At 70.0% G+C, this 24,769-nt stretch carries 26 protein-coding genes; 23 read left to right on the forward strand and 3 right to left on the reverse strand.

The window, feature by feature from the left end:
- The 9 genes from ACXJKQ_RS21655 to ACXJKQ_RS21695 form a co-directional block, all read left to right on the forward strand.
- Positions 1-815 (forward strand): molybdopterin-dependent oxidoreductase (locus tag ACXJKQ_RS21655; RefSeq protein ID WP_457107757.1); only part of this gene is annotated, 815 nt, incomplete at its 5' end.
- Between the two features lie 11 nt (positions 816-826).
- Positions 827-1,159, forward strand: a complete 333-nt coding sequence (gene sorB / locus ACXJKQ_RS21660; RefSeq protein ID WP_457107758.1) for a SorB family sulfite dehydrogenase c-type cytochrome subunit — start codon at positions 827-829, stop codon at positions 1,157-1,159.
- A 23-nt stretch (positions 1,160-1,182) separates the two neighbouring features.
- Entirely contained in the window at positions 1,183-2,286 is a 1,104-nt protein-coding gene (locus tag ACXJKQ_RS21665; RefSeq protein WP_457107759.1) for a YeiH family protein, read from the forward strand.
- Between the two features lie 640 nt (positions 2,287-2,926).
- Complete coding sequence (locus ACXJKQ_RS21670; RefSeq protein ID WP_457107760.1) at positions 2,927-3,538, forward strand: HdeD family acid-resistance protein; 612 nt, start codon at positions 2,927-2,929, stop codon at positions 3,536-3,538.
- Positions 3,539-3,616: 78 nt separating this feature from the next.
- A complete protein-coding gene (locus tag ACXJKQ_RS21675) occupies positions 3,617-3,859 on the forward strand; it encodes a hypothetical protein (protein WP_457107761.1) in 243 nt (80 codons plus the stop codon).
- A 107-nt stretch (positions 3,860-3,966) separates the two neighbouring features.
- The gene (locus ACXJKQ_RS21680) at positions 3,967-6,096 is read left to right on the forward strand and encodes an alkyl/aryl-sulfatase (protein ID WP_457107762.1); all 2,130 of its coding nucleotides are present in this window, start codon (positions 3,967-3,969) and stop codon (positions 6,094-6,096) included.
- Between the two features lie 94 nt (positions 6,097-6,190).
- Positions 6,191-7,240 (forward strand): patatin-like phospholipase family protein, encoded by a 1,050-nt coding sequence (locus ACXJKQ_RS21685; protein WP_457107763.1) that lies wholly within the window; start codon positions 6,191-6,193, stop codon positions 7,238-7,240.
- A 333-nt stretch (positions 7,241-7,573) separates the two neighbouring features.
- On the forward strand, positions 7,574-7,798 hold the full coding sequence (locus ACXJKQ_RS21690) for a hypothetical protein (RefSeq protein WP_457107764.1): 225 nt from the start codon (positions 7,574-7,576) through the stop codon (positions 7,796-7,798).
- A gap of 220 nt (positions 7,799-8,018) precedes the next feature.
- The gene (locus ACXJKQ_RS21695; protein ID WP_457107765.1) at positions 8,019-9,242 is read left to right on the forward strand and encodes an FAD binding domain-containing protein; all 1,224 of its coding nucleotides are present in this window, start codon (positions 8,019-8,021) and stop codon (positions 9,240-9,242) included.
- Here ACXJKQ_RS21695 and ACXJKQ_RS21700 read toward each other — a convergent pair.
- Both ACXJKQ_RS21700 and ACXJKQ_RS21705 read right to left on the reverse strand, forming a co-directional pair.
- Positions 9,239-9,673 (reverse strand): hypothetical protein, encoded by a 435-nt coding sequence (locus tag ACXJKQ_RS21700; protein WP_457107766.1) that lies wholly within the window; start codon positions 9,671-9,673, stop codon positions 9,239-9,241. The genes ACXJKQ_RS21695 and ACXJKQ_RS21700 overlap by 4 nt on opposite strands.
- Before the next feature lie 111 nt (positions 9,674-9,784).
- Complete coding sequence (locus tag ACXJKQ_RS21705) at positions 9,785-10,516, reverse strand: TetR/AcrR family transcriptional regulator (RefSeq protein WP_457107767.1); 732 nt, start codon at positions 10,514-10,516, stop codon at positions 9,785-9,787.
- A 98-nt stretch (positions 10,517-10,614) separates the two neighbouring features.
- Here ACXJKQ_RS21705 and ACXJKQ_RS21710 point away from each other — a divergent pair, with 98 nt between their 5' ends.
- The 9 genes from ACXJKQ_RS21710 to ACXJKQ_RS21750 all read left to right on the forward strand — a co-directional run bounded on the left by ACXJKQ_RS21710 (position 10,615) and on the right by ACXJKQ_RS21750 (position 19,918).
- Complete coding sequence (locus tag ACXJKQ_RS21710; protein WP_457107768.1) at positions 10,615-11,487, forward strand: FAD binding domain-containing protein; 873 nt, start codon at positions 10,615-10,617, stop codon at positions 11,485-11,487.
- On the forward strand, positions 11,477-11,992 hold the full coding sequence (locus ACXJKQ_RS21715) for a (2Fe-2S)-binding protein (RefSeq protein WP_457107769.1): 516 nt from the start codon (positions 11,477-11,479) through the stop codon (positions 11,990-11,992). Before ACXJKQ_RS21710 ends, ACXJKQ_RS21715 begins: the two co-directional genes overlap by 11 nt.
- Positions 11,989-14,373, forward strand: coding sequence for a xanthine dehydrogenase family protein molybdopterin-binding subunit (locus ACXJKQ_RS21720; protein ID WP_457107770.1), 2,385 nt, complete (start codon positions 11,989-11,991; stop codon positions 14,371-14,373). The genes ACXJKQ_RS21715 and ACXJKQ_RS21720 overlap by 4 nt, the downstream gene beginning before the upstream one ends.
- A gap of 242 nt (positions 14,374-14,615) precedes the next feature.
- The gene (locus ACXJKQ_RS21725) at positions 14,616-15,860 is read left to right on the forward strand and encodes an ABC transporter substrate-binding protein (protein WP_457107771.1); all 1,245 of its coding nucleotides are present in this window, start codon (positions 14,616-14,618) and stop codon (positions 15,858-15,860) included.
- Between the two features lie 34 nt (positions 15,861-15,894).
- The gene (locus ACXJKQ_RS21730; RefSeq protein ID WP_457107772.1) at positions 15,895-16,794 is read left to right on the forward strand and encodes a branched-chain amino acid ABC transporter permease; all 900 of its coding nucleotides are present in this window, start codon (positions 15,895-15,897) and stop codon (positions 16,792-16,794) included.
- A complete protein-coding gene (locus ACXJKQ_RS21735; RefSeq protein WP_457107773.1) occupies positions 16,791-17,843 on the forward strand; it encodes a branched-chain amino acid ABC transporter permease in 1,053 nt (350 codons plus the stop codon). Before ACXJKQ_RS21730 ends, ACXJKQ_RS21735 begins: the two co-directional genes overlap by 4 nt.
- Positions 17,837-18,655: an ABC transporter ATP-binding protein gene (locus tag ACXJKQ_RS21740; RefSeq protein WP_457107774.1), complete on the forward strand. Its 819-nt coding sequence runs from the start codon at positions 17,837-17,839 to the stop codon at positions 18,653-18,655. The genes ACXJKQ_RS21735 and ACXJKQ_RS21740 overlap by 7 nt, the downstream gene beginning before the upstream one ends.
- A complete protein-coding gene (locus ACXJKQ_RS21745) occupies positions 18,652-19,392 on the forward strand; it encodes an ABC transporter ATP-binding protein (protein WP_457107775.1) in 741 nt (246 codons plus the stop codon). Before ACXJKQ_RS21740 ends, ACXJKQ_RS21745 begins: the two co-directional genes overlap by 4 nt.
- Positions 19,393-19,441: 49 nt before the next feature.
- Positions 19,442-19,918: an SRPBCC family protein gene (locus tag ACXJKQ_RS21750; protein WP_457107776.1), complete on the forward strand. Its 477-nt coding sequence runs from the start codon at positions 19,442-19,444 to the stop codon at positions 19,916-19,918.
- A 231-nt stretch (positions 19,919-20,149) separates the two neighbouring features.
- Here the strand turns inward: ACXJKQ_RS21750 and ACXJKQ_RS21755 are convergent, their stop codons facing one another.
- Complete coding sequence (locus ACXJKQ_RS21755; protein ID WP_457107777.1) at positions 20,150-21,007, reverse strand: winged helix-turn-helix transcriptional regulator; 858 nt, start codon at positions 21,005-21,007, stop codon at positions 20,150-20,152.
- Here ACXJKQ_RS21755 and ACXJKQ_RS21760 point away from each other — a divergent pair.
- The 5 genes from ACXJKQ_RS21760 (at position 21,002) to ACXJKQ_RS21780 (ending at position 24,746) form a co-directional block, all read left to right on the forward strand.
- Positions 21,002-21,733: a VOC family protein gene (locus tag ACXJKQ_RS21760; RefSeq protein WP_457107778.1), complete on the forward strand. Its 732-nt coding sequence runs from the start codon at positions 21,002-21,004 to the stop codon at positions 21,731-21,733. The genes ACXJKQ_RS21755 and ACXJKQ_RS21760 overlap by 6 nt on opposite strands.
- Before the next feature lie 31 nt (positions 21,734-21,764).
- The gene (locus tag ACXJKQ_RS21765) at positions 21,765-22,283 is read left to right on the forward strand and encodes an SRPBCC domain-containing protein (RefSeq protein WP_457107792.1); all 519 of its coding nucleotides are present in this window, start codon (positions 21,765-21,767) and stop codon (positions 22,281-22,283) included.
- Between the two features lie 5 nt (positions 22,284-22,288).
- Complete coding sequence (locus ACXJKQ_RS21770) at positions 22,289-22,969, forward strand: dihydrofolate reductase family protein (protein ID WP_457107779.1); 681 nt, start codon at positions 22,289-22,291, stop codon at positions 22,967-22,969.
- Between the two features lie 151 nt (positions 22,970-23,120).
- Positions 23,121-23,504: a VOC family protein gene (locus tag ACXJKQ_RS21775; protein ID WP_457107780.1), complete on the forward strand. Its 384-nt coding sequence runs from the start codon at positions 23,121-23,123 to the stop codon at positions 23,502-23,504.
- A 729-nt stretch (positions 23,505-24,233) separates the two neighbouring features.
- Positions 24,234-24,746, forward strand: coding sequence for a hypothetical protein (locus ACXJKQ_RS21780; protein ID WP_457107781.1), 513 nt, complete (start codon positions 24,234-24,236; stop codon positions 24,744-24,746).
- The last annotated feature ends 23 nt before the right edge of the window (positions 24,747-24,769 follow it).

Consider the following 24,769-nt stretch of genomic DNA (forward strand, 5'->3'; position numbering starts at 1 on the left):
AGTGCTCGGGCAATTCCCGCGGCTTCTTCGAGCCGCGCATCGCCGGCGGCCAGCTCGCCAACGGCGCCATGGGCTGCGCCCGCTGGACCGGCGTGCCGCTCAAGGCCGTGCTCGACAAGGCCGGCGTGAAGGCCGGCGCCGTGCAGGTGTCCTTCGAGGGCCTCGACGGACCGGTCCTGCCCGAGACGCCGGACTTCGCCAAGGCGCTGACCCTCGACCACGCCCGGGACGGCGCGGTGATGCTGGCCTGGGGCATGAACGGGGCGGATCTCCCCTGGCTGAACGGCTTCCCGCTCCGCCTCGTGGTGCCGGGCTATTACGGGACGTACTGGGTCAAGCACCTCAACGGTATCGCCGTCCTCGATCACCCCTTCGAGGGCTTCTGGATGAAGACGGCCTACCGCATCCCCGACAACGCGTGCGCCTGCACCGAGCCCGGCAAGGCGCCGGACAAGACCGTGCCGATCGGCCGCTTCAACGTCCGCTCCTTCGTGACCAGCCTCGCCGACGGCGCGCAGGTCAAGGCCGGGCGCGTGCCCCTGCGCGGCATCGCCTTCGACGGCGGATCGGGCATCAAGGCGGTGGCGGTCTCGACCGACGACGGCAGGACCTGGAGCACGGCGCAGCTCGGCCCGGATCTCGGCCGCTACGCCTTCCGCACCTGGACCGCGGAGGTCGACCTGGCGCCGGGCGCCCATGCCCTGCGGGTACGGGCCACGGGCAACGACGGCGACACCCAGCCGATGGAGCCGCGCTGGAACCCCGCCGGCTACATGCGCAACGTCGTCGAGACCACCCGCGTCACAGCGGCCTGAGGAGGATCGACATGCTGAGGTCCATCGTGCTGCCCGCCACGGCCGTCGCGCTCGCGGCCGCCCTGGCGGGAACCGAAGTCCGCGCCGCGCCCGAGACCTACGCGCTGCCGGAGCCCACGGCCCAGTTCCGGCCGGCCCCGGAGGCCGCGCACGCCGCCGGCTTCCAGGCCGCGCAGGAGAACTGCCTGACCTGCCACTCGGCCGACTACGTCGCCATGCAGCCGCCGAAGAAGGGGCAGGCGTTCTGGGACGCCGAGGTCGCCAAGATGATCAAGGTCTACCGGGCGCCGATCACGGAGGCGCAGGCCAAGGCCATCGCCGCGTATCTCGGCGCGACCTACTGAGCGCCGGACAGGGAGGCGACGCCATGACCGCCAGGATGGCCAGCCGCGCCGCGGCCGAGATCGCGCCCGCCGGCCGCGGTCGCGCCTGGGCCGGTGCGGCGGGCAGCCTGCTGCCGGGGCTCGTCCTGTGCCTCGTCCTCACGGTGGTGGCGCAGGCGCTCCAGGCCGGCGAGGAGCGCCTGACCGGCCATCCCTACGTCGAGGCCCTGGTCCTCGCCATCCTGATCGGCACGGCTTTGCGCACCGTCTGGATGCCGGGCGCGCGCTTCAAGGCCGGGATCGCCTTCTCGGCCAAGCAGGTGCTGGAGGTGGCCGTCACCCTGCTCGGAGCCTCGGTGAGCCTCGGGGCGATCGTCGCGTCGGGTCCGGCGCTGCTCGCCGGCATCATCGGGGCGGTGGCGCTCACCATCCTGGCGAGCTGCGCCATCTGCCGCGGCCTGGGTCTGCCGGTGCGCATGGCGCTGCTGATCGCCTGCGGCAACGCGATCTGCGGCAACTCGGCCATCGCCGCGGTGGCGCCCGTCATCGGCGCCGACAGCCGGGACGTTGCGGCCGCCATCGCGTTCACGGCGGTGCTCGGCGTGCTGATGGTGTTGGGGCTGCCGCTGTTCGTTCCCCTGGCCGGCTTCGGGGAGCACCAGTACGGCGTGCTGGCGGGGCTCACCGTCTACGCGGTGCCGCAGGTGCTGGCCGCGACCGTCCCGGTGAGCCCGCTCGCCACGCAGGTGGGCACGCTGGTCAAGCTGGTCCGGGTGCTGATGCTCGGACCGGTGGTGCTGGCCCTCTCGCTCCTCGCCCCGCGCCTGCCGGCGGACGACGCTGCCAAGGCCGCCCAAGGGTCCGCGCCGGCCCGGCCCGGGTTCTTCAAGCTGGTGCCGTGGTTCATCCTCGGCTTCCTGGCGCTGGCCACGCTGCGCTCGCTCGGACTGATCCCGGATGCCTGGATCGGCCCGCTCTCCCGCTTTGCCGGCTTCCTCACGATCATGTCGATGGCGGCGCTGGGCCTCGGGGTCGATGTCCGCGTGCTGGCCCAGGTCGGCGGCCGGGTGACGCTGGCCGTCACCGCCTCGCTCCTCGTGCTGCTGGCCATCGCCGTCCTGCTCATCCGCGGCCTCGGAATCGGTTGAGGCGCCGCCGACGACCGGGCTCAGGCCGGCCGCTGCGCCGAGGCCGTGCAGGCCCCCACCGGCGGGCGTGTCGAAGGCGCCTGCGTCTGCATCATGCTCGGACGGACTGCTTCGACCGCCTCAAACTCACGACAGCCTCTGGGACGCACGTCACATCCGTTCCGCGCTGATCGTCATCGGCGCAACGGTCGCCGATTTGCGGACGCCGAAGGCGGGCCGCGCACGAACCGCCTGTCCGAACCGGGGACGTGCCTTCGGCGGTTGGCATGACCGGAGCGGATGCGAAGCCGAGCGTCCGTCCGGCGCGCTGGCGTGACGTGGTCTGGCTGGATGCGGTCCGTCGCCTCGCAGGCGGCCGAAACGGCCCAGCGGACACATCGGACGCGGACCAGTCACGCGTGACCGCATGCAGAGTGTCGGAGGATTGACCTTCGAACGCCTCCACTGCCCTCGGGCGGTTCCTTTTTCTCGTTCGGTTTCGGAGATGCTTGGCCGATTGTCGGACCAACTGTCGATAAAATAAGCGGGATCTTATTTGATCCAGATCAACGCCCCTTCCGATGGGTCCTAAGCTTATCGATCGGCAATCAAAACGGAATGCGACCGAGCAAAGACGGACAACCGCGACAGGAGGTGTCTCATGAGCAGGACGGCGACCTTTGGAACCCTCCCCGCGCAGACGGGCCATGCCCGCGGGTGGTTCATCGCGGTCGGCACCGCGCTGCTGGTCCTCGGCATCGTGGGCCTGTTCATGGCGGTGACCCTCACCATCGTCAGCACGCTCTGGTACGGCATCCTCCTGATCGCCGCCGGCATCGCCGAGATCGTGGAAGCGCTCACCAAACCCGCGGAGATGGAGGTCTGGCGCTCCCGCGCCGTCCGGTTCCTCGCGGGGCTGCTCTATCTCATCGGCGGTCTCTGGGCGGTCTTCCGTCCCCTTGAAGCCTCGCTCGCCCTCACGCTCGTCCTCGGCCTGACCCTGATCGCCTCGGGCGTGGCGCGCGCGCTCTGGGCGATCGTCCATGAGACGCAGATGTCCCGCGCCGCGGTGATCCTGTTCGCCCTGCTCTCGATGCTCCTGGGCGCCGCCATCATCGCGCAATGGCCGTATTCGGGTCTGTGGGCGATCGGCCTGTTCGTCTCCTGCGACCTGATCGCCGCGGGCCTGTCATGGGCCTGGATCGGCCTCTTCGGCAAGCCGCCCGTGGCGCCGGCGATCGCCTCGCCCGGCATCGGCTCGGCGGCCCGATGACCCTCTGCTGCGGACACGCCGATGTCCGCCGGCCGTCGACGTGACCACGGACATCAGCCTGCGGTTTGGAGGATGACAATGGGACCCCTGCCTCGTCGCACCGTCCTGGGTGGCCTCTCGTCGGCCGCCCTGGTGGCTACGGGCCTGCTCACGCTGCCGGGCGCCGTGGACGCCGCACCTCTCAGGGTGGAGCCCCTCGGCGGTCCGAACGGCGGCGCGCCCGTCGAGAAGGCTCGGGCCGTGGTCGTCGTCCCGCGCCGCCGCCGCCGCCGCAGGGTTTGCTGGTGGCGGCGCGGACGCCGGGTCTGCGCGTGGCGCTGATGGATGTGCCCGCGAGCCGGACCGGCCGCCCTCCTCGCGGCCCCCGGCGGCGTTCGCAGGCCGGGTCGTCTCACCGCCCGTGGCCGCGTCAGGGTTGGAACTGACCGATGTCCACACGACGCGCCTTCATCAAGACCCTCCCCGCCGTCGGGGCCGCGTTCTCCGCGGCCGGCTGTCTCATGGCGGAGGCGCGTGCCGCCGGCGGCACGGAGAACCGGCCGGAAACGCCCTTCCCGGAGCACTTCCACCCGAAGGGCAAGCCGGCATCGCCGTTCACGCGCGCGGTGCTGCGTCAGGCCCGCCAGTCTCTGCCTTTCGCGGACGACAGAGATGTCGAGGAGCAGAGACGCGGGCTGATCGCCCCCATGACCGCCATGACCATCCCGGCCGATGACGGTCACGCGGCCTGGGACATGCAGCAATTCAAGTTCCTCGAGGAGCAGGACGAGTTCGACAGCATTCATCCGTCGCTGCTGCGGATCTCGCGTCTCAACAACAATTACGGGCTCTATGAGGTCGTCCCAGGCATCTATCAGGTGCGGGGCTTCGACCTCTCGGACCTCACCGTCGTGCGCGGGCGGACGGGCTGGATCGTCTTCGATCCCCTGGTCAGCCAGGAGACCGCGCGCGCCGCCTGGGCGCTGTTCCAGGCCCATGTGGGCGAGGGGCGGCCGATCTCGGCTGTGATCTACTCCCACACCCACGGTGACCATTGGGGCGGCGTGCGCGGGATCGTCAACGAGGCGGACGTGCGGTCCGGGGCGGTGCCGGTGATCGCGCCGGCCGATTTCCTGCCCCACACGGTGGCGGAGAATGTCTACGCCGGCAACGCCATGAACCGGCGGCTCTTCTACCAGTACGGCCTGCTCCTGCCGGCGGCGCCGCACGGCTATGTCGGGCAGGGTCTCGGGCAGCGCGTCTCGGCCGGCACCAGCGGCCTGATCGCTCCGACGCGATCCGTAGAGAAGCCGATCGAGACCTTCGAGGTCGACGGCGTCCGAATGGTCTTCCAGAATACGCCCAACACCGAAGCGCCGCGGGAGATGAACACCTACATCCCCGAGATGAAGGCGCTCTGGATGGCCGAGAACGTCATCGCGTCCCTGCACAACATCTACACCCTGCGGGGCGCGCCGGTGCGCGATCCGCTGAATTGGTCGAAATACATCAATGTGGCGCTGCACCAGTTCGGGCAGGAGGCCGAAGTGATGTTCGCCTCCCACCACTGGCCCCGCTGGGGCAATGCGCGCATCCAGGAGGTTCTGCGGGCGCAGCGCGATCTCTACGCCCACATGAACAACCAAGTGCTCCACCTCGCCAACCAGGGCGTGACGATCAACGAGATCCACACCGTCTACGCGCTGCCGCAGAGCCTCCAGCAGACGTGGCATTGCCGCGGCTATCACGGGTCGCCGGAGCACAACAGCCGGGGCGTCATCCAGCGCTATCTCGGATTCTGGGACTGCAACCCGGCGACGCTGATCCCGCTGGCCCCGTCCGAAAGCGCGCCTCTCTACGTCGACATGATGGGGGGCGCGGAGGCGATCCTCGCCCGGGGACGACGCCTGCACGACGCGGGCCAGTACCTTCTGGCCCAGGAGATCGTGAAAAAGCTGGTCCAGGCCGAGCCGCACAACCAGGCCGCCAAGGAGCTGCTCGCCGACATCTTCGAGCAGATCGGCTACCAGCAGGAGAACCCCGGCCTGCGCAACAGCTTCCTGGCCGGCGCCTACGAGCTTCGCTCCGGCATCCCGGAAGGGGCGACGGCCAGTTCGAGCAGTCCCGACGTGGTGCGGGCGATGACGACCGAGCTGTTCCTGGACTTCCTCGGCATCCGCATGGACAGTCGGAAGGCCGAGGGCCTGCGCTTCACCATCAACCTGATCACGCCGGACAACGGCGAGCGGTTCATCGTCGAGCTGGAGAACGCGACGCTGACCACCATCGCGGGCTTCCAGGCCGAGAAGCCCGATCTGACCCTGACCCTCAACCGGTCGGATCTCGAGCAGACGATGGTCGGCGCCAAGACCCTGGAGGCGCACATCGCCGACGGGACCGCGCAGGTTCAGGGCGACGCGAGCATCCTGACCCGGCTGGCCGCCACGATGGTGGATTTCGATCCGCGCTTCGAGATCCTGCCCGGCACCAAGGTCCGGGGCGCCGCGGACCTGGTGCAGGCCGACCCGTACCGGGCCGATCCTTATCGGGCCGATCCTGGGCGGGCGTTCGCCGAGTAGCCGGGGACGAGCGCCCCCTCTTCGGCGGCGGTCGCGTTCCGGCCCGTCCGCGTGACGCTGGAATGCATGGCACGCGGGATGGGGGCTCGATCCGATGGCGAACGACGCGATCTCACCGGGGGCGTGCGCGGGGGATCAGGTCCTGATCGACCTGGCTCTGCAGGGCGGCGGCGCCCACGGTGCCTTCACCTGGGGCGTGCTCGACCGCCTGCTGGAGGAGCCAGGGCTCGGAATCGACGGCATCTCCGGAACGTCGGCCGGCGCCATGAACGCGGCGTTCCTCATCGACGGCTACGAGCAAGGCGGGGCCGCCGGAGCGCGCGCGGCGCTCGAGGCCTTCTGGGACGCCATCGCGCGCGCGGCCCGATTCAGCCCGCTCCAACGCAGCCCGCTCGACGTGATGCTCGGCCGCTGGACGCTCGATTACGCCCCCCTGTACTTGGCCGCGGACCTGATGGCGCGGGTGTTCTCCCCCTATGACCTCAACCCGCACGGCTTCAATCCGCTGGGGCGGATCCTGGACGCGCAGCTGGATTTCGAACGCATCGCGCGGAGCCGGATCAAGCTCTTCGTCACCGCAACGAATGTTCACACGGGCCAAGGCCGCGTGTTTCGCAACGCCGAGCTCACGGCCGACGTGCTCCTCGCCTCGGCGTGCCTGCCGACGCTGTTCCAGGCGGTCCAGATCGACGGCGCCGCCTATTGGGACGGAGGCTATTCCGGAAACCCGACGATCACGCCCCTCGTGCGCGAATGCGAGTCGCGGGACACGATCATCGTGCAGGTCAATCCGGTCGAGCGGGCACAAGCGCCGACCTCGGCGCGGGAGATCCTCAACCGGCTCAACGAGGTCTCGTTCAACGCGGTCCTGCTCAAGGAACTGCGGATGATGGCCCTGCTGCGGCAGGTCGCGCCCGCGGACGACTCGGAATGTGCCCGATGGTCGGCGATGCGCCTGCATCGCATCGCGAGCGACATCGTTGCGGGCCTTGGCGCCTCGTCGAAGCTCAATTCGGAATGGGCATTCCTGACGATGCTGCGGGACGAGGGACGCCGCTGCGCCGAGACCTTCCTGAACGCGCATCGGGCCGATCTGGGACGCCGCCCCACGTTCGACCTCGACCGGCTGCTCGACGGCGTGTGACGCGGGCAGCACCCGGCCGGGGACCGGCAACTCTGGCTTGGCCGATCCGATCCCGCGTTGATCAGGATCAATACGCTTATCGATCCCGGATATTATAAATATTCGCGCCGATGTCGGAATGCATATTTCGAGTATTTCAATATCGGTGGACTGCTGGCGGCGCTCTGGTGCCCAGCAAGTCGAAGTGGGGTGCCTGCGAGGGGTGGCGCGAGGCCCCGTATTCGGGCCGTCCGCGATCGCGGGTCGCTTTCATGTCCGGAACGACCGACCGCGTCCGGCCGGCGTCGGACACAAGGCCCGGCCCTGTGCTTATGGACAGAGGAGAGAACGCACATGAACAAGATCCGGACTCTTCGGGTGGCGCTGTTCGCCCTCCCCTTGGCCCTCCCCCTCGCCCTCCCTTTGGTCACTTTCGCCACGTTCGCGGAGGCGGCGCCGGCCGGCCCTGCGCACGCAACCGTATTGGCCGGTCCGGCGCTCTCGACAGCGGGCGTCACGATCGGCCGCCACAGGGCGCTTCCGAAGAAGAAGCGCATCCATCATCAGCGGAAACTCTAGGCGCGATCGAGCCGCGGGATCGCGCGTGCGTGCTGATCCCTGAGCGCTGGCGCATCGGTGGAACGACCCCTCCGGGGGGCGAGCGCGCGAGACGCGGGACCCGGCCGGACCTCGACACGCAGACTTCGACGCGCGCGCTGCCGCCGACCCGACTTGGTAAAGCGTTCGGTTGCCTCCATCCTGTTCGCGGACGGAACCGCTGGACCGGGTCGAGGGCGGCATGAAGCGACTGGACGTAGCGGTCATCGGCGGTTCGATCGCCGGACTGACCGCGGCATGTCTGCTCGCGCGCAGTGGGCATACCGTCTCGGTCTACGAGCGGTCGGCGAGCGCCCTCTCGAGTCGCGGGGCGGGGATCGTCACGCATCCGGGGCTCCGGTCGGTGCTGGAACGCTGCGGCAGCCGGGCCGGCGCGCGTGATCTCGGGGTGACGGTCGAGGGCCGCAGAGTCCTCGACCGGGACGGCCACGTCATCGCGGAACGCAGGCTGCCGCAGGTGCTCGCGGGCTGGGGGCGTCTCTATCGCCTGTTGCTGGATGCCCTGCCGCCGGACCGGGTCCGCTTCGGGGCGGCGCTGGCCACGGTCGACCATCGGGGCGATCACGTCGTCGCGTCCTTCGCTGACGGCCGTCGAATCACGGCGGACCTCCTCGTCGGAGCCGACGGGCAGTTCTCGACGGTGCGGGGCCAGTTCCTGAATGCCGTGACGCCGACCTATGCGGGTTACGTCGCCTGGCGCGCGGTCGTGGACGAGGCCGCCCTCTCACGCACAACCCGCGAGGCAATCTGCGGCCATTTCGCGTTCTGTCTGCCTCCGGGGGAGCAAATCCTCGGCTATCCGGTCTCAAGCCTCGAGGACGGGACCGGAGCCAAGCGGAGTTTCAACGCGGTCTGGTACAGGCCGACCCCGGAGGCCGCGCTCCACGCGCTGCTGACCGATACCGGCGGGATCCGCCATGCCCTCTCCATCCCGCCGGGCCGGATCAAGGCCGAGGTGCTGGCGGCGATGCGCGCCGACGCCGAGGGGATCCTCGCGCCGCCGTTCACCGAGGTCATGCTGCGCGCCGAGCAGCCGTTCCTGCAGGCGATCCTGGACATCGAGACGCCGACCATGGTTCCGGCCCGGGGCGTCGCCCTGATCGGCGATGCGGCCTTCGTGGCCCGTCCCCATGTCGGGATGGGCGTGACCAAGGCGATGGAGGACGCCGCCGCCCTCGTGGACGCCCTGGAGGTGGCGGGCGGCGACGTGGACGCGGCCCTCGCGGCCTTCGACCGCGCCCGACGCGCCTACGGAGCGGCGGTCGTGGCGCGGGGGCGCGATCTCGGCGCGTACCTGCAGGCGCAGCAGCGCGGGGCAGCCGAACGGATGGCGGCGGAGCGGTTTCGCAGCCCCGAGGCGGTGATGGCCGGGACGGCGGTCCCGCCGGATGTCCGCCTCGCTTAGGCCGCGCGGCGGGTCGCCTCCGCGCGGATGGCATCCGGGAGCCCCAGGGGCGGGTTCGCGCTGTCCAGGAACTCGACGGTGGTGAAGAGCAGCTCCGTGTCGCCGATATTGGCGAGGTCATGGGTCATCGACTCGCCCGGCCCGAACGACAGGTGCTGGATGTCGCCCGCGCGGTAATCGACCTCCGCGACCCGCCCGTCTCCGTACTGCGAGCGGGCGCGCCCCGCCGTCACCGCGGTCCAGAAATAGTCGAGGACGTGCGTGTGGAAGCCGATCCGCGCCCCGGGCGCCAGGACGATGGTCCAGACCCGGCAGCGCGCGTCCTCCGAGAGGAGGCGGGTGCCGACGCAGCCATTGCCGCGCGCCGCGTCGAACTCGCGCGCCAGATCCGGCGGCAGCGCCGCCAATGCCGGTTGCGATCCCTGGGTCATGGCGTTCCTCCACGCCGCAAGGCTAGCGCAGTTTTCGCGGAAGTCATCGACCCATCCGCGGATGACGGTGCCGCACGGGCTCGTCGCGCGATGTCGCCCGCGCGTCGGACCTCATGACGTCGGGTCGCCGGCGCCCGACCCGGTCCGGCTCGATCCGCTCGCCCGCTGGCCGGCGCCCAGCACCACCCGGCGATGGGTCGCGTGCAGGCCCGGCAGGGCCGCGTCGAGCATCGCGGCCCGGACCCCGTCGCGATCCGCGGCGCCGTCGATCCCGTAGACCCGCGAGCGGAGGCCGACATAGACCAGGGCGCCGTGGATGCCGAACAGCAACTCGAACTCGGCGTCGGACAGCGCCTGCGTCTGCGCGTTCGGCAGGTTCGACTCGGCCCGCATGCCCGCCAGCAACGGCGCGAAGATCCGTTCCCGGACCATGCCTAGATAGCGGCTCGGAAGATCGAAGCCCTTGAGCCCCGCCGAGACGAAGATCCGCAGCCACGCGTAATCGTCGATCCGGTGCTGATAATCGATCTCGAAGCGTCGGAAGCGTTCGAGGCACGGGAGGGCGGTGTCGCGCACCGTCGCCTCCCAGCCGGGATCCCAGCGCTTGAGATAGACCTCCTCGTAGATCCGCTCGATCAGGGCCGCCTTGGTCGGAAAGTACCGGAACAGGAGCGGCTGGGTGATGCCCAGCCGGCGGGCGAGTTCACGGGTGTGCCCGTCGAGGCCCACCTCGGCGAAGTAGTCGATCGCCCCCGCGACGATCTGGCGCTCGCGCGCCTCGGGCGTCAGCCGCCGGCCGGCCGGAGCACGCGCATCCCTGTCTGCCGGCCTGCTTGACGCCATACCGTTTTCGCCTTCTATTGAGCGAACGATCAATAAGGGCTTCCAGCCTGTCTCATCGAGGCGGTCATGGGCAAGTCCACAGGGAGGAGAAGCCGCGCGTGAAGGCGCCAGACTTCGCCTATGTGCGCCCGGCCTCGCTCGATGCGGCGCTGGCTTTGCTCGCCGAGCACGGGGAGGACGCCGTTCCCCTCGCGGGCGGCCAGAGCCTCGTCACGGCCCTCAACATGCGGCTCTCGGCGCCCGGCCTTCTGGTCGACCTCAACGCGATTCCCGAACTCGCCGGCGTCTCGGAAGCCGACGGCGTGGTGCGGATCGGCGCCATGACGCGCCACCGCGACGTCGGCACCGTGGCACTCGTGCGCGAACGCCTGCCGCTGCTGGCCGCCGCCCTGCCGCACATCGCCCATCCGGCGATCCGCAACCGTGGCACGATCGGCGGCTCGGTGGCGCTGGCCGATCCCGCCACCGAGTGGCCCGCCTGCTGCCTCGCCGCCGGCGCCACCATCGTGGTGCGCGGCCCCGGGGCCGAGCGGCGCATCGCGGCGGACGCCTTCTTCCTCGGCCTCTACACGACGGCGCTGGAGCCCGGCGAGATCGTCACGGCCGTCGAGTTTCCGGTGCCGGGTGCCGACGCGGTCTGGGGCTTCGACGAGCTGTCGCGCCGCCACGGCGACTACGCCCTCGTCGGCCTCGCGGCGACCGGGCGGCGCGGCGCGGGCGGCCTGTCGGACCTGCGCCTCGCCTTCTTCGGGGTGGCCGACCGGCCGGTCCTGGCCCCGGCCGCCGCGGCCTCCATCGAGGCGGGAGACCTCGCGGGCGCCCAGGCGGCCCTCGCCGGCGAACTCGACCCCCCGGACGATCCGACCACCAAGGCCGCGACGCGGCTCCACCTCGCCCGCGTGATCCTCGGCCGCGTGGCGGCCCGGATGCAAGGCGGCACCGCGCAGGAGGGCGGCCCCGATGGCGTCTGAGAGCCCGGACCGCGCGCACGCGGTCGCCTTCACGCTGAACGGCGAGGCCGTGCGGGCGCACGTCCCGGCCCGGATGCATCTCGGCGATTTCCTGCGCCAATCCTTCGGCCTCACCGGCGTGCATCTCGGCTGCGAGCACGGCGTGTGCGGCGCCTGCACGATCCTGGTTGACGGCCGGGCGGTGCGGTCCTGCCTGATGCTCGGCGTCCAGGCCGACGGCGCCACCGTCGAGACCGTGGAGGGCCTGACCGAGAGCGGCCGCATCCGCGACCTGCAGGACGCCTTCCACACGCGCAACGCCCTGCAATGCGGCTACTGTACCCCCGGCATGCTGGTGACGGCCGCCGAGCTGCTGGACGACGCGGACGCGACGGCTTCGCGCGCGGCGATCCGGGCGGCGATCGCGGGCAATTACTGCCGCTGCACCGGCTACCACGCCATCGTCGACGCGATCGCGGCGACCGCCGAGGCGCGCCGCAATCCCGGCCGGGAGGCCGCCGAATGAGCGCGGACCTAAGCGGCCTCACCTTTCTCGACCGGCCGAACAGCTATATCGGCCGCTCGGTCCCGCGGCCGAACGCCCGGCGCCTCCTGGAAGGCCGGGGCGTCTACGTGGACGACGTCGCCGTCGCCCGCCTCGGCCACGTCGCCTTCCTGCGCAGCCCCCACGCCCATGCCCGCATCGTCGCCCTGGAGACCGCGGACGCCAAGGCCATGCCCGGCGTGATCGCGGTGGTGACGGGCGCCGAACTGGCCGCGGTGTGCACGCCCTGGGTCGGCGTGCTCGGCCACTTCAAGGGCCTGCGCTCGGCGCCCCAGCACGCCCTGGCCCTCGACCGGGTGACCTGGGTCGGCGAGCCGTTCTGCGCGGTCGTCGCCCGCAGCCGGGCCGAGGCCGAGGATGCGCTCGCGGCGATCGTGGTCGAGTTCGACCCGCTCCCCGCCGTGGTCGACATGGAGACGGCACTCGATCCCGCGACGCCGGCGATCCACGCCGAGCTCGGCGACAACCTCGCCTTCGAGCGCGTCCTCGACGTCGGCGACGTGGATGCGGCCTTCCGCGACGCGGCCCTGGTGGTGGAGGAGACCTTCCAGTTCGGCCGGCACACGGGCGTCTGCCTGGAGCCGCGGGCGATCCTGGCGGACTGGGCGGCGGCGGACGGGATGCTCACCGTCCACCACTCCTTCCAGGCGCCGCATATGATGCAGGACATCCTGTGCAAGCACCTCGTCCTGCCGGAGGGCGCCGTGCGGGTGATCTGCAAGGATGTCGGCGGCTCCTTCGGGATCAAGGTCCACATCTACCCCGACGAGATGGCGACCTGTGCGCTGGCGCTGATGCTGAAGCGCCCGGTCAAGTTCGTCGCCGACCGGCTGGAGAGCTTCCAGAGCGACATCCACGCCCGCGACCACCGGGTCACCGCCCGGATGGCCTTCTCGGCCGCGGGCGACATCCTCGCCCTCGACATGGACGACCTCACCGGCATCGGTCCCTACTCGGTCTACCCGCGCACCAGCGCGGTCGAGGCCAACCAGGTCGTCAACCTGACCGGCGGCCCCTACCGGCACCAGCATTACCGGGCACGGGCGCGCGTCGTGCTCCAGAACAAGGCGCCGACCTGCCAGTACCGGGCGGTGGGCCACCCGATCGCCACGATGGTCGCCGAGGGGCTCGTCGATCTCGGCGCCGCCCGCCTCGGCCTCGACCCCCTGGCCGTGCGCGAGCGGAACGTCATCCCCGACGACGCCTACCCATGCGCGGGCGTCTCGGGGATCAAGCTGGAGAAGCTGTCCCACCAGGCGGCGCTCGCCAAGCTCAAGGCGATGATGGACTACGACGGCCTCAGGGCCGAGCAGGCGGACCTGCGCGCGCGGGGGATCCACCGGGGCATCGGGCTCGCGGCCTTCATCGAGATCACCAACCCGTCGGCGGCCTTCTACGGGGTCGGCGGCGCGCGCATCTCCTCCCAGGACGGCTGCACGATCCGGCTCGATCCACAGGGCGGCGTCGTCGCGTCGGTCAGCGTCACCGAGCAGGGCCAGGGCACCGAGGGCATCATCGCGCAGATCGTGGCCACCGCCACGGGCGTGCCGATGGACAGGGTCCGGGTGATCTCGGGCGACACGCAGACGACCCCCTACGGCGGCGGTACCTGGGCCTCCCGCGGGGCCGGCATCGGCGGCGAGGCCGCGTGGCAGGCCGGCAAGGCGCTGCGCGGCAACGTCCTGGCGGTGGCGGGGGCGATCCTGCAGGCCGATCCCGGGAGCCTCGATATCCGCGACGGCGCCGTGGTGGACGCCGCCACCGGGACCGAGCGCATGCCCCTCGCGGAGCTCGGCCGCATCGTCTACTTCCGCCCGGACACGCTGCCGCCTGGCGTGCAGCCGGAATTCGTGGCGACCCGGCACTACGTGCCGAAGGACTACCCCTTCGCTTTCACCAACGGCGTGCAGGCCTCCTACGTCGAGGTCGACACCGAGACGGGCTTCGTGCGGCTGCTCAAGCACTGGTGCGTCGAGGATTGCGGGACCGTGCTCAACCCGCTCCTCGTCGACGAGCAGATCCGCGGCGGCATCGTCCAGGGGATCGGCGGCGCCTTGTTCGAGCACTGCCTCTACGACGCGGAGGGCCAACTGCTGAACGGGTCGATGGCCGACTACCTCGTGCCGATGGCCGGCGAGATGCCCGACATCGATGTCGCCCACGTGGTCTCGGCCACCGCGTCGTCCGAGATCGGCGCCAAGGGCGCGGGCGAGGCCGGCACCGCCGGCGCGCCGGCGGCGGTCGTCAACGCCATCAACGACGCGCTCGCGCCGCTGAACGCCCGGGTCGCGCGCCAGCCGGTGACGCCCGAGGTGGTGCTGGAGGCGCTGGGACTGATCTGATCACAGGAAGGATAAACCGGACAGGCTTCCCCGTCTTTGCGAGCGCAGCGAAGCAACCCAGGGCAGCGGGACGCTGCCGAACGTGGCGGCTCCCTGGGTTGCTTCGCTGCGCTCGCAAGGACGGATGGCCCTCCCCGGTCGGTACACATCGACCACGACGACGCATCGACCACCACGGGGCACGGTCCGCCGAAGAGGCCGGTCCCGACGCGGAAACGCCACGCCAACGGAGGGACGAGGGAATGGGAAGCTTCGACAGGCGCCGGCTGCTTCAGGGCAGCGCCGCCGCATCCGCGCTGGCGCTCGCCGCCCCGGCGTTCCTGCGCTCGGCCGCCGCGCAAGGGGGGCCGACCGGCGGTCCGATCCGCATCGGCTTCCCGGTGCCGCTCACCGGCGCCTTCGGGGCCGAGGCGAACGACCAGGTGCGCGCCGCCCAGCTCGCCATCAAGGAGTTCAACGAGGCCGGCGGCTTCCAGGGCCGCACCGCCGAACTCCTCGTGCGCGACGACAAGCTCAACCCCGGCGAGGCGGCGACCCGCACCCTCGAGCTGATCGAGAAGGACAAGGTCAACTTCCTGGTCGGCGGCCTCTCGGCGGCCGTGACCCTGTCGACCAACAACGTCGCCCGCGAGCGCGGCGTGATCTACAACTCGATCAGCCAGTCCGACGCGATCAACGAGGCCAAGGATTTCGGCCGCACCACCTTCCACGAGGCCCTGAACCCGCACATGACCGCAGGGGCGGTCGGCCGCTACGTCTTCCCGAAGTCGGGCAAGCGGGTCGCCTTCCTCAGCGCCGACTACGCCTACGGCCACGAGATGATGCGCGGCTTCAAGCGCGCCGGCGAGGCCTCGGGCATCGAGGTCGTGGCCGATATCCGCCACCCGATCGGCGCCTCCGACTACTCGGCCTTCCTACCCCGGATCGCCGCGCTCAAGCCCGACGTGCTGTGCCTGTGCAATTTCGGGCGGGACCAGGTCGTCTCGATCCAGCAGGCCACCGAGTTCGGCCTGAAGCGCAACACCAAGCTGGTGGCCCCGGTCCTCCTGTTCACCGCCCGCAAGGCCGGCGGCGACGCCTTCGACGGCGTGATCGGCGGCACCTCCTATTACTGGCGCCTGGAGGACAGCGTGCCCTCCGCCAAGGCGTTCAACGACCGGTTCCGCGCCGCCTATAGCGGTGCCGTGCCGTCGGATTACGGCGCGCTCGGCTATGCAGGCGTCCGCTCGGTGCTGGAGGGGGTGAAGGCCGCCGGGTCGGTCGAGACCGACAAGGTCGTGGCCGCCATGGAGGGCCTGAAGGCCGATTTCTACAAGGGGCCGCAGAGCTTCCGGAAATGCGACCACCAGTCGGTCCAGTCGGTCCTGATCGTCGAGGCGAAGTCGAAGGACATGAAGACACCGGACGACGTCTTCACGATCCTCGGCACCGAGGGACCCGACGAGCGCTTCCTGCGCGGCTGCGACGAACTCGGCCACAAGGCGTGAGGCGCGCCCTGCGAACCCGCGGGAGGGCGCGGCCTTGAGCGACATCACGATCGGCGGCTTCCCCCTCGATCTCCTCGCCCTTCAGCTCGTGACCGGCATCGCGCTGGGGGCGATCTACGTCCTCGTCGGCATCGGCCTGTCGCTGATCTTCGGGCTGATGAACGTGGTCAACTTCGCCCACGGCGCCTTCTTCATGGCCGGGGCCTATGTCGGGGTCTTCCTCTACGGCTACACCGGCAGCTTCTGGCTGAGCCTCGTCGCGGCGCCGCTGGCGATGGGGCTTCTCGGGCTCGCCGTGGAGCGGGTGCTCGTGCGCCCCCTCTACGGGCGCGGCATCGACGACCCGCTGCTCCTCACCTTCGGCCTGTCCTACGTCATGATCGAGAGCGTGCGCATCGCCTTCGGGCTGACCGGGCTGCCCTTCGGGGCGCCGCCCGAGCTGCGCGGCGCGGTCGATATCGGCATCGGCTACTTCCCCCTCTACCGCCTGTTCCTGATCGGCTTCGCGCTGGCCGTGGTGGGCGCGCTCTGGCTCTTCATCGAGCGCACGCCCTTCGGACTCGTGATCCGCGCCGGCGCCCGCGACCCGCAGATCGTACAGGTGCTCGGCATTGAGATCGCGAAGGTCTGGCTCGCGGTCTTCGCCCTCGGCTGCGCGCTCGCCGGGCTCGCCGGCATCCTCGCGGCGCCCCTCCAGGGCGTCACGCCCGAGATGGGCATCCCGGTGCTGGCCGAGGCCTTCGTGGTCACGGTGGTCGGCGGCATGGGCTCGCTGGGGGGCGCCGTCCTCGCCGGGCTGCTCGTCGGCATCGTCGTGGCGATGACGTCGCTCGTCGCCCCCGACATGACCAAGATGGCGATCTTCGCCCTCATGGCCCTGGTGCTGCTGGTGCGCCCCCGGGGCCTCCTCGGCCGGGCCGGAGCCCTCGGATGAGCGCCCGCGCCCCTGCCCCCGCCGTCACGGAGGACAGCGCCTTGCCGCCGACCTTGCCGGCGACCTTGCCGGCGGCCCGGCCGGGCTCCGGCCGGACCGGCCGCCGGCTCGCGTGGTGCGGCCGGCACCGCGTCGCCCTGACGCTCGCCTTCCTCCTCGTGTTCCCCTGGATTACGCCCTACCAGGCCCTCGCCGTGAACATCCTGGTGCTCGGCCTCTACGCCCTCGGGTTCAACCTGCTGTTCGGCTATACCGGGCTGCTGTCCTTCGGCCACGCCGCCTTCCTGGGCGGCGGCGCCTACGGCTGCGGCATCGCCATCGTCCATTTCGGGCTGCACCCGGCCCTGGCCCTCGTCGCCGGCACGCTGCTCGCCACCGGGATCGCCGCCGTCATGGGCGTGCTCGCGATCCGCACCCGCGGCATCTACTTCGCGATGACGACCCTGGCGCTGTCCATGTGCGTCTACTACGCCTTCTACCAGGCGGAGGCCTTCACCGGCGGCGAGAACGGCCTGCGCGGCATCAACGTGCCGTCGCTCGCCCTGCCGGGCTTCCGCCTCAATCTCCTCGACCCGGTGGTGAAGTACTACGCCGCGCTGGCGGTGGTCGGGGTCGCGGTCTGGCTGTTCTCGCGCCTCCTGTCGTCGCCGTTCGGGGCCGCCCTCGAGGCGATCCGCGAGAACGAGGGCCGGGCGCAGGCCTGCGGCTACGACGTGCGCCGCATGAAGCTCGTGGCCTTCGTGATCTCCGGAGCCCTGTGCGGCCTCGCGGGCGGCCTCCAGGCGATCCACCTCTCGATCGTGCCGATCGAGACGATGCACTATTCGACCTCCGGCCAGGCCGTGATGATGGCGCTGCTCGGCGGCATGGGGACCTTCTTCGGACCCTTCGTGGGGGCCGCCACCTTCGCGCTGCTGCAGGACGGGCTCGCCACCGTGACGAGCCACTGGCAGCTCTTCGTCGGCGCCATCTTCATCGCCTTCGTGCTGTTCCTGCCGCTCGGCATCTGGGGCGAGGTGCTGGCGCGCCTCAGGAGGGCCGGATGGTGAGCACCGCCCCGGTCGTCGCCACGCCCGCCACGGCGCCCGTGGCGGCCCCGCCGATCCTCGCCACGGAGGGCCTCGGCAAGCGGTTCGGGCATTTCCGCGCCCTGTCGGACGTGACGGTCGCGTTTCCGGAGGGCGGCATCACGGCGATCATCGGGCCGAACGGGGCGGGCAAGTCGACCTTCTTCAACCTGATCTCGGGCGCCTTCCCGCCGAGCGAGGGCCGGGTGCTGTTCCGGGGGCGCGACATCACCGGATCGCCCCCGCACGCCTTCGCCCGCATGGGCATCGCCAAGTCGTTCCAGATCACCAACGTCTTCCCGCACCTCACGGTGCGCGAGAACGTGCGGGTGGCCGCCCAGGCGCGGCGGGTCCGCTTCGCGGTCTTCCGGGACCGCGCGGCCTATCCCGAGCTGGCGGAGCGGGCCGAGGCGCTCCTCGGCGAGGTCGGGCTCGGCGCCCGGATGGACCGCCTCGCCCGGGAACTCGCCCACGGCGAGCAGCGCGCCCTGGAGATCGCGGTGGCGCTGGCCGCCGAGCCGAGCCTCCTCCTCCTCGACGAGCCGACCGCCGGGATGAGCCCCGAGGAGACGCGCGAGATGATGGACCTCGTGCAGCGCCTCGCCGAGACGCGGACGCTGATCCTCGTCGAGCACAAGATGAAGCTCGTCATGGGCCTGTGCCGCCGCCTCGTGGTCCTCCACCAGGGCCAGCTCCTCGCCGAGGGCAGCCCCGACGACATCCGCGCCCATCCCGAGGTGCGCCGCGTCTACCTGGGCAACACGACGGGCAGAACGACGGGCACGACCGCATGAGCGCCGCCGCCACGCAGCCGCTCCTGGCGGTCGAGAACCTGCGGGCGTGGTACGGCCACTCCCATATCCTTCAAGGTCTCTCTCTGGAGGTGCGGCCCGGCGAGATCGTCACGCTGGTCGGCCGCAACGGCGCCGGCAAGACCACGACGCTGAAGGCCATCATGGGCCTCGTGGCGAAGCGCACGGGCCGCGTGACCTTCGCGGGCGCCGACATCCTCGACCGGCCGCCCCACGAGCGCTTCCACCGGGGCCTCGCCTACGTGCCGGAGGAGCGGCGCATCGTGCCGGGGCTGACCGTGGAGGAGAATCTGCGCCTCGGGATCCTGGCGGCCAGAAGCGGTCGCGCGACGCGCCGCGACGAGGCGCGGCGGATCGAGGTGATCGCCGAGACCTTCCCGCGGCTGAAGCAGCGGCTGAAGCAGGAGGCGATCACCATGTCGGGCGGCGAGCAGCAGATGCTCGCCATCGCCCGCGCGCTGATGGCCGAGCCCGTGATGGTGCTCCTCGACGAGCCCTCCGAGGGGATCATGCCGATCCTCGTCGAGGAGATGTTCGCGCAGTTTGTCGCGATGAAGCGGGCCGGGACCACGATCCTGCTCGTCGAGCAGAACGTGGAGCTCGCCCTCGAGGTGTCCGATCGCGTCTACATCGTGGACGGCGGTGCCGTCGTCTACCACGCCCCCGCGGCCGCGCTGCGGGACGATCCGGAGATCCAGGCGCGCTACTGCGCGGTCTGAGCGCCCGCCCCGGCCCTCCGGCGGCGCGGCTTCGCGAGAGGAGACGAACATGGACATCGCCGGCGAGTACCGGATCCCCGCCGCGCGGGAGGCCGTCTGGGCGGCGCTGAACGATCCGGACGTCCTCGCCCGCTGCATCCCCGGCTGCAAGGAGCTGGTGCAGGTCTCGCCGGAGGAGATGACGGCCAAGGTCGCCCTGAAGATCGGGCCGGTCTCGGCGGCCTTCATGGGCACGGTTCGCCTGGAGGACGTGCGTCCTCCGGAGGGCTACAGCCTCGTCGGGCAGGGCAACGGCGGCATGGCCGGCTTCGCCAAGGGCCGCGCCGCCGTGACCCTCGCGTCCGAGGGCGGCGAGACGGTCCTGGCCTACACCGCCAAGGCCGAGGTCGGCGGGAAGATCGCCACCCTCGGCGGCCGGCTCATGCAGGCGACCTCGCGCAAGCTCGCCGACGAGTTCTTCGGCAAGTTCGCCGCCGAGTTCGGCGTGACCCGCGATCCGGCCGCCCCGACACCGGCCGAAGCCTAGGCCCGCACGCCCGAGCCGTCGCTCCGGTGAGGCCGAGAGAGGCGCCCGCCTCCATCGCGGCGGCGCGCGAGGTCCCTGCGGCCGTCGTCGCACGCAGGACCCGTGATCCGGCCCAGTGCGATATCCGCTTCGGAGATGCCGCAGAACTCCGCCGAACGGCCCGGATGGGCTCCGAGCTGAACGGCCGGTCCGGCGCGCAATGTCGATCCGGCCTGACCGCCTGCACGGCCCTCAACGCGTTTTGGCGGGCAGAGCGAAGAGAGCGACGAACGACCGGACGAGATCGGCCTCGCCCGCGAAGGCGAGCGTTCCGCCCGCACCGTCTTGAGCCAGCGGCGCCTTGCCGTAAATCGTGCGGCGCATCGCCATCGTGTCGCCCGTGAACGCGAGGTCGGGTGCCTCCATGACACCCCGTCTCACAACGATCTCACCACCGGCCACCGTCGCGACGAAGTCCTCGCCGGGGAAGTGAAAGGCGACCGACACGGACAGCTCCGCGGCACGTGTGCGGTCGACCAGGGCCTGAAGCGACATCATGGCCGACGCGGCCGACATGAAGAGGCGCGGATCGTGCCGGGGCGAGCGCGCCGCCCAACGCCCCAGGTCGCGCATCAGCGGCGCGGTCTCGCGGCCCCACTCCGTCAGATCGTAGACCTGCACGTTGGCCGGAGACGGCAGCTGGTAGCGCAGGACGATCCCCGCCTCCTCCAGGCTCACCAGGCGCTGCGTCAGCACGTTGGCGCTGATGCCCGGGAGGTTCGCCCGAATCTCGCCGAAGCGGCGGGGGCCGAAAACCAGCTCCCGCATGATGAGCAGCGACCAACGCTCGCCGATGAATTCCAGGGCGAGCGCCGTGCCGCAAGCGTCGTCGTACCGTCGCTCCCGCGGTGCGAATGCCTCACCAGTTATTTTTTCTGACTGCATGGTTGTCTTGTGTAACCGGAAATGCCAGCCTGGGCAAAGCGGGACCTTAAGGGGTGCCGGGACGCGGCCGATGCGCCGGTTGTCAGGGAGAAGCGCCGGATGCCAACTGTCGAGGGGACCCCCATCTGGTTCGAGCTGAATGCGGTCGACCAGGACGCGGTGCAAGCCTTCTACGCGGCTGTCGCCGGCTGGCGCATCGCACCGTCGCCGATGCCGGAGCATGGCGGCTACCGGGTCGCTGAGGCCGACGGGGAGCCCGTGGCCGGGATCCGGCAGTCGATGCCCCAAGCGCCCGGCTTTCCCGGCTGGGCGGTCTACCTCGCGACCGACGACGTCGACGCCCTGGCGTCCCGGGTGGTGGACCTCGGCGGTCGGGTCCGGTTCGGGCCCGTCGACATCCCCCATGTCGGCCGGTTCGCCATGGTGAGCGACCCGCAGGACGTTGTCTTCGCGGTGATGAAGGCGGCCCGGCCCGGCAGGAGCCGCGCCTTCGGACCCGTCCCCCTCGGGACGGAGCAGACCCTCGGCCACGGCGTGTGGATCGAACTCGCTACCCCGGATCCCGAGGCAGCCTTCGCGTTCTATGGGGCGCTGTTCGGCTGGGAGAAGCTCGGGGCCATGCCGATGGGCGGCATGGGCGAGTACGCCTTCATCGGCCGAGGCGACCTACGCCCTGGCGCGGTGATGTCGAGCGCGGCCACCGGCGCGCCGGCCCGATGGAACTGGTACGTTCACGTGGCCGACATCGATGCCGCCCTCGCGACGGTCCGCGAGGGCGGCGGCACGGTTCTCAAGGGGCCCGACCCGATTCCCGGGGGCAGCTACTCGGCCAACATCGCCGATCCGGCGGGCAACAGGCTCGGCCTCGCCGGCCCGCGCCAGGCGGCGTGACGGGAGGCGCGTGATGACGTGCGAGATGCCGATGCATGCAGGTGGGCGGCCTGATACCAGCGCCGGGCAGGCACCCACGACGATGGAGCGGACATCGGACAGGGCGTTCGTTGTCATGCGAACCGTCGATGCCCCGCCGCGGATCGTCTTCGACGCGTGGACGCAGCCGACGCTGTTCCGGCGATGGTGGGTACCCGAATCCTGCGGGGTCTCCTTGATCGCGTTCGAGGCCGAGATCCGTACGGGCGGCACGTACCGTCTGGTGATGGGCCATCCCGCCTCGGAGCAACCCATGGCGTTCTTCGGCCGATACATCGAGGTGACGCCGCACGCCCGCCTCGTCTGGACCAATGACGAAGGGGGCGCGGACGGGCACCTCACCACGGTGACCTTCGAGGACCGGGACGGCGCGACGGACGTCGTCGTGCACGAGCTCTATCCCTCGAAGGAAGCCCTCGACGCAGCCCTGGCCTCGGGAAGCCCGAGCGGGTGGGGCGAGCAATTCGCGCAGCTGGACGACCTGATCGTCTCCCCGGACGCACAGGGCTGACGGCCATGGGCAGGGTGCGCGCGAGAGGCTTCGCAGTCTCCATCGACGGCTTCGGGGCCGGCCCGGACCAGAGCCTGGAGCATCCCCTCGGGAAAGGCGGCCCGGAATTGATGCGGTGGTTCTTCCCGACACGGGCCTTCCGATCGATGATCGGGCAGGAGGGCGGGACTGACGACCGGTTCGCCGACGCCGCGATGGACGGCTTCGGCGCCTTCATCCTCGGCCGCAACATGTTCGGGCCGGCCGGCGACGATTGGGGCGGGCCGGACTGGAAGGGCTGGTGGGGCGACAACCCCCCGTATCACGCGCCGACCTTCATCCTCACCCACCACGCCCGGGCGCCCATCGTGATGGAGGGCGGGACGACCTTCCATTTCGTCACCGGGGGGATCGAGGCGGCGCTCGACCAGGCCAGGGCCGCCGCCGGCGACTTGGATGTCAAGATCGGCGGTGGTGTGTCGACGGTCCGCCAGTATCTGCTCGCGGGCGCGATCGATGACTTGCACGTGGCGGTGTCGCCTGTTGTCCTGGGCCGGGGCGAGCACCTGTTCGCGGGCATCGACCTGCCGAGCCTCGGCTATCGGGTGACGGAAACGGTCCCGACGGAGCTTGCGACCCACATCGTGCTGACGCGCGGAGCGCCGGAAGACAACCGGGCGCCGCCCCCACCTTCGGAACCCGTATGAATGCGGACGTCGGAACCGCTCCCTGCCGGCGACGGCATGGACAAGGGACGCCGACGCCTGCCGGAACGGGTGTTCCGGCAGGATCACGGGGCCGAATCGGCGTTCGGCTCCGCACAGACCGGTCAACATGCCAGCGGATGGAACGGCTGAGATGAAGGTGACTGTTTCCATCGACGTCCCGTCGATCGATGAGGGCCTGAAGTTCTTCGGTGACGTCTTTGGCTTCGTCGAGACGTCCCGTCCCCATCCCGGTTACGCGAAGCTCACTGCGGGGACTGAAACGATCGGGCTTCTCGCGAAACCGGCCGGATCCTCCCCTGCGCCGGGCAGCGGCGACCGTCGCCGGTATGAGCGCCATTGGACGCCGGTGCACATCGACTTTCGGGTCGACGACTTCGAAGGGACGCTCGCACGCGCTGTGGCGAATGGCGCAACGTCAGAGCAGGTGCACCGCGTGCCGGGCTTTCCTCCGGTCGCCTTCTGCAGCGATCCTTTCGGGCATGGGTTCTGCATCGTCGGCATCAACGAGCTCTAGACTTGCGGCAAATCGAGTCATGGGATCAATTTATTTTCACGAAGTTCCGCCCATGAAGATTCGATTTTTTGTAGAAATTGTTTCGATGGGAGTCTGATTGCTGCTCGCGATTCAATAATTGCCGATATTAGCTTCGGAAATGCCTGTAAGGACGGCTGAATGGCCAGGGTTGCCGCAAGGCCGAAGCTCGCATTTCGACTGACCGAACGCTGTTCAGCGGGGCTGCATGGCGCCCGGAGATCGCGTGCGGCAGGAGGCCGATCGACGGTATCTCGTGATCTCAAGGACAACAGTGTTCGCAGTTTCGTTCGGGCTGGCGCGGCATGCGCGATCGTCGGGTCTTCATGTCCCGCATGATCAAGCACCCTCAGCGGGACCTGCAATGATGGGCGCGATCGACCATCGCGGAGCACAGGATAGTTTCCGATAAAATTTCTCGGACTATTTTATTGGATGGCGGAAAGATAATAAGCCGAATTATATATATCATCAATGATAATATTTCGGGTTGCGGCATGAATGCGGCCGGCTCGCGGAGGTGTCGCCCGGCTGCGAATTCCTGATGATCGCCCTGTTTTCGCGAAGAAAAAGACAGCGCATAGGGGTTGGGAGGAAAGAGAATTGTTCATGGACAATTCCTGTCACCAAACCTCATCCGGGCCGGGTGACGCGTCTTCCTGCTCTGCAGAACGAGATGGATCTCGGATCCGGAAATTCGGGCGCAGATTGTTGTCGGAGATCAAGCATATCCTCGGTATTTTCTCATATCTCTGGATCATATTCGGAATCCTGATCCTTCATGAACATGCCGTCCTGTCGCGACAGGGTATTGCCTATCAATTCTATGGGCTGGCCTTCCTCAACGCGTGGATCCTGGCGAAGGTCATGCTCATCGCCGAGCATCTCGATGCCCGACCGCACCTTCAGGGCAGACCCCTGATCTATCCGATCATCGCCCGTTCCTGCGTCTTCGCGGCGGTCCTGGTGAGCGCCTACGGCCTCGAGGAGATGGCAATCGGGCTGTATCGGGGACAGGCATGGCGCGCGAGTGTGCCGGCAATCGGCGGGGGCGGCGTCTTCGGCGTCGCGGCGGTGACCCTCATCATGACCGTGGCCTTGCTGCCTTACTTCGCGTTTCGAGAACTCGGGCGCGTGCTCGGCCCCGATCGACTGCGAACCCTGTTGTTGCGCGATGGAACCGGCCTTGACCTCTCGCGTCGGGCCAACCTCGGCAGCGGTTGAGGCCCAGGACGCCGATGCGTCCC

Source organism: Methylobacterium sp. P5_C11 (assembly GCF_054049775.1).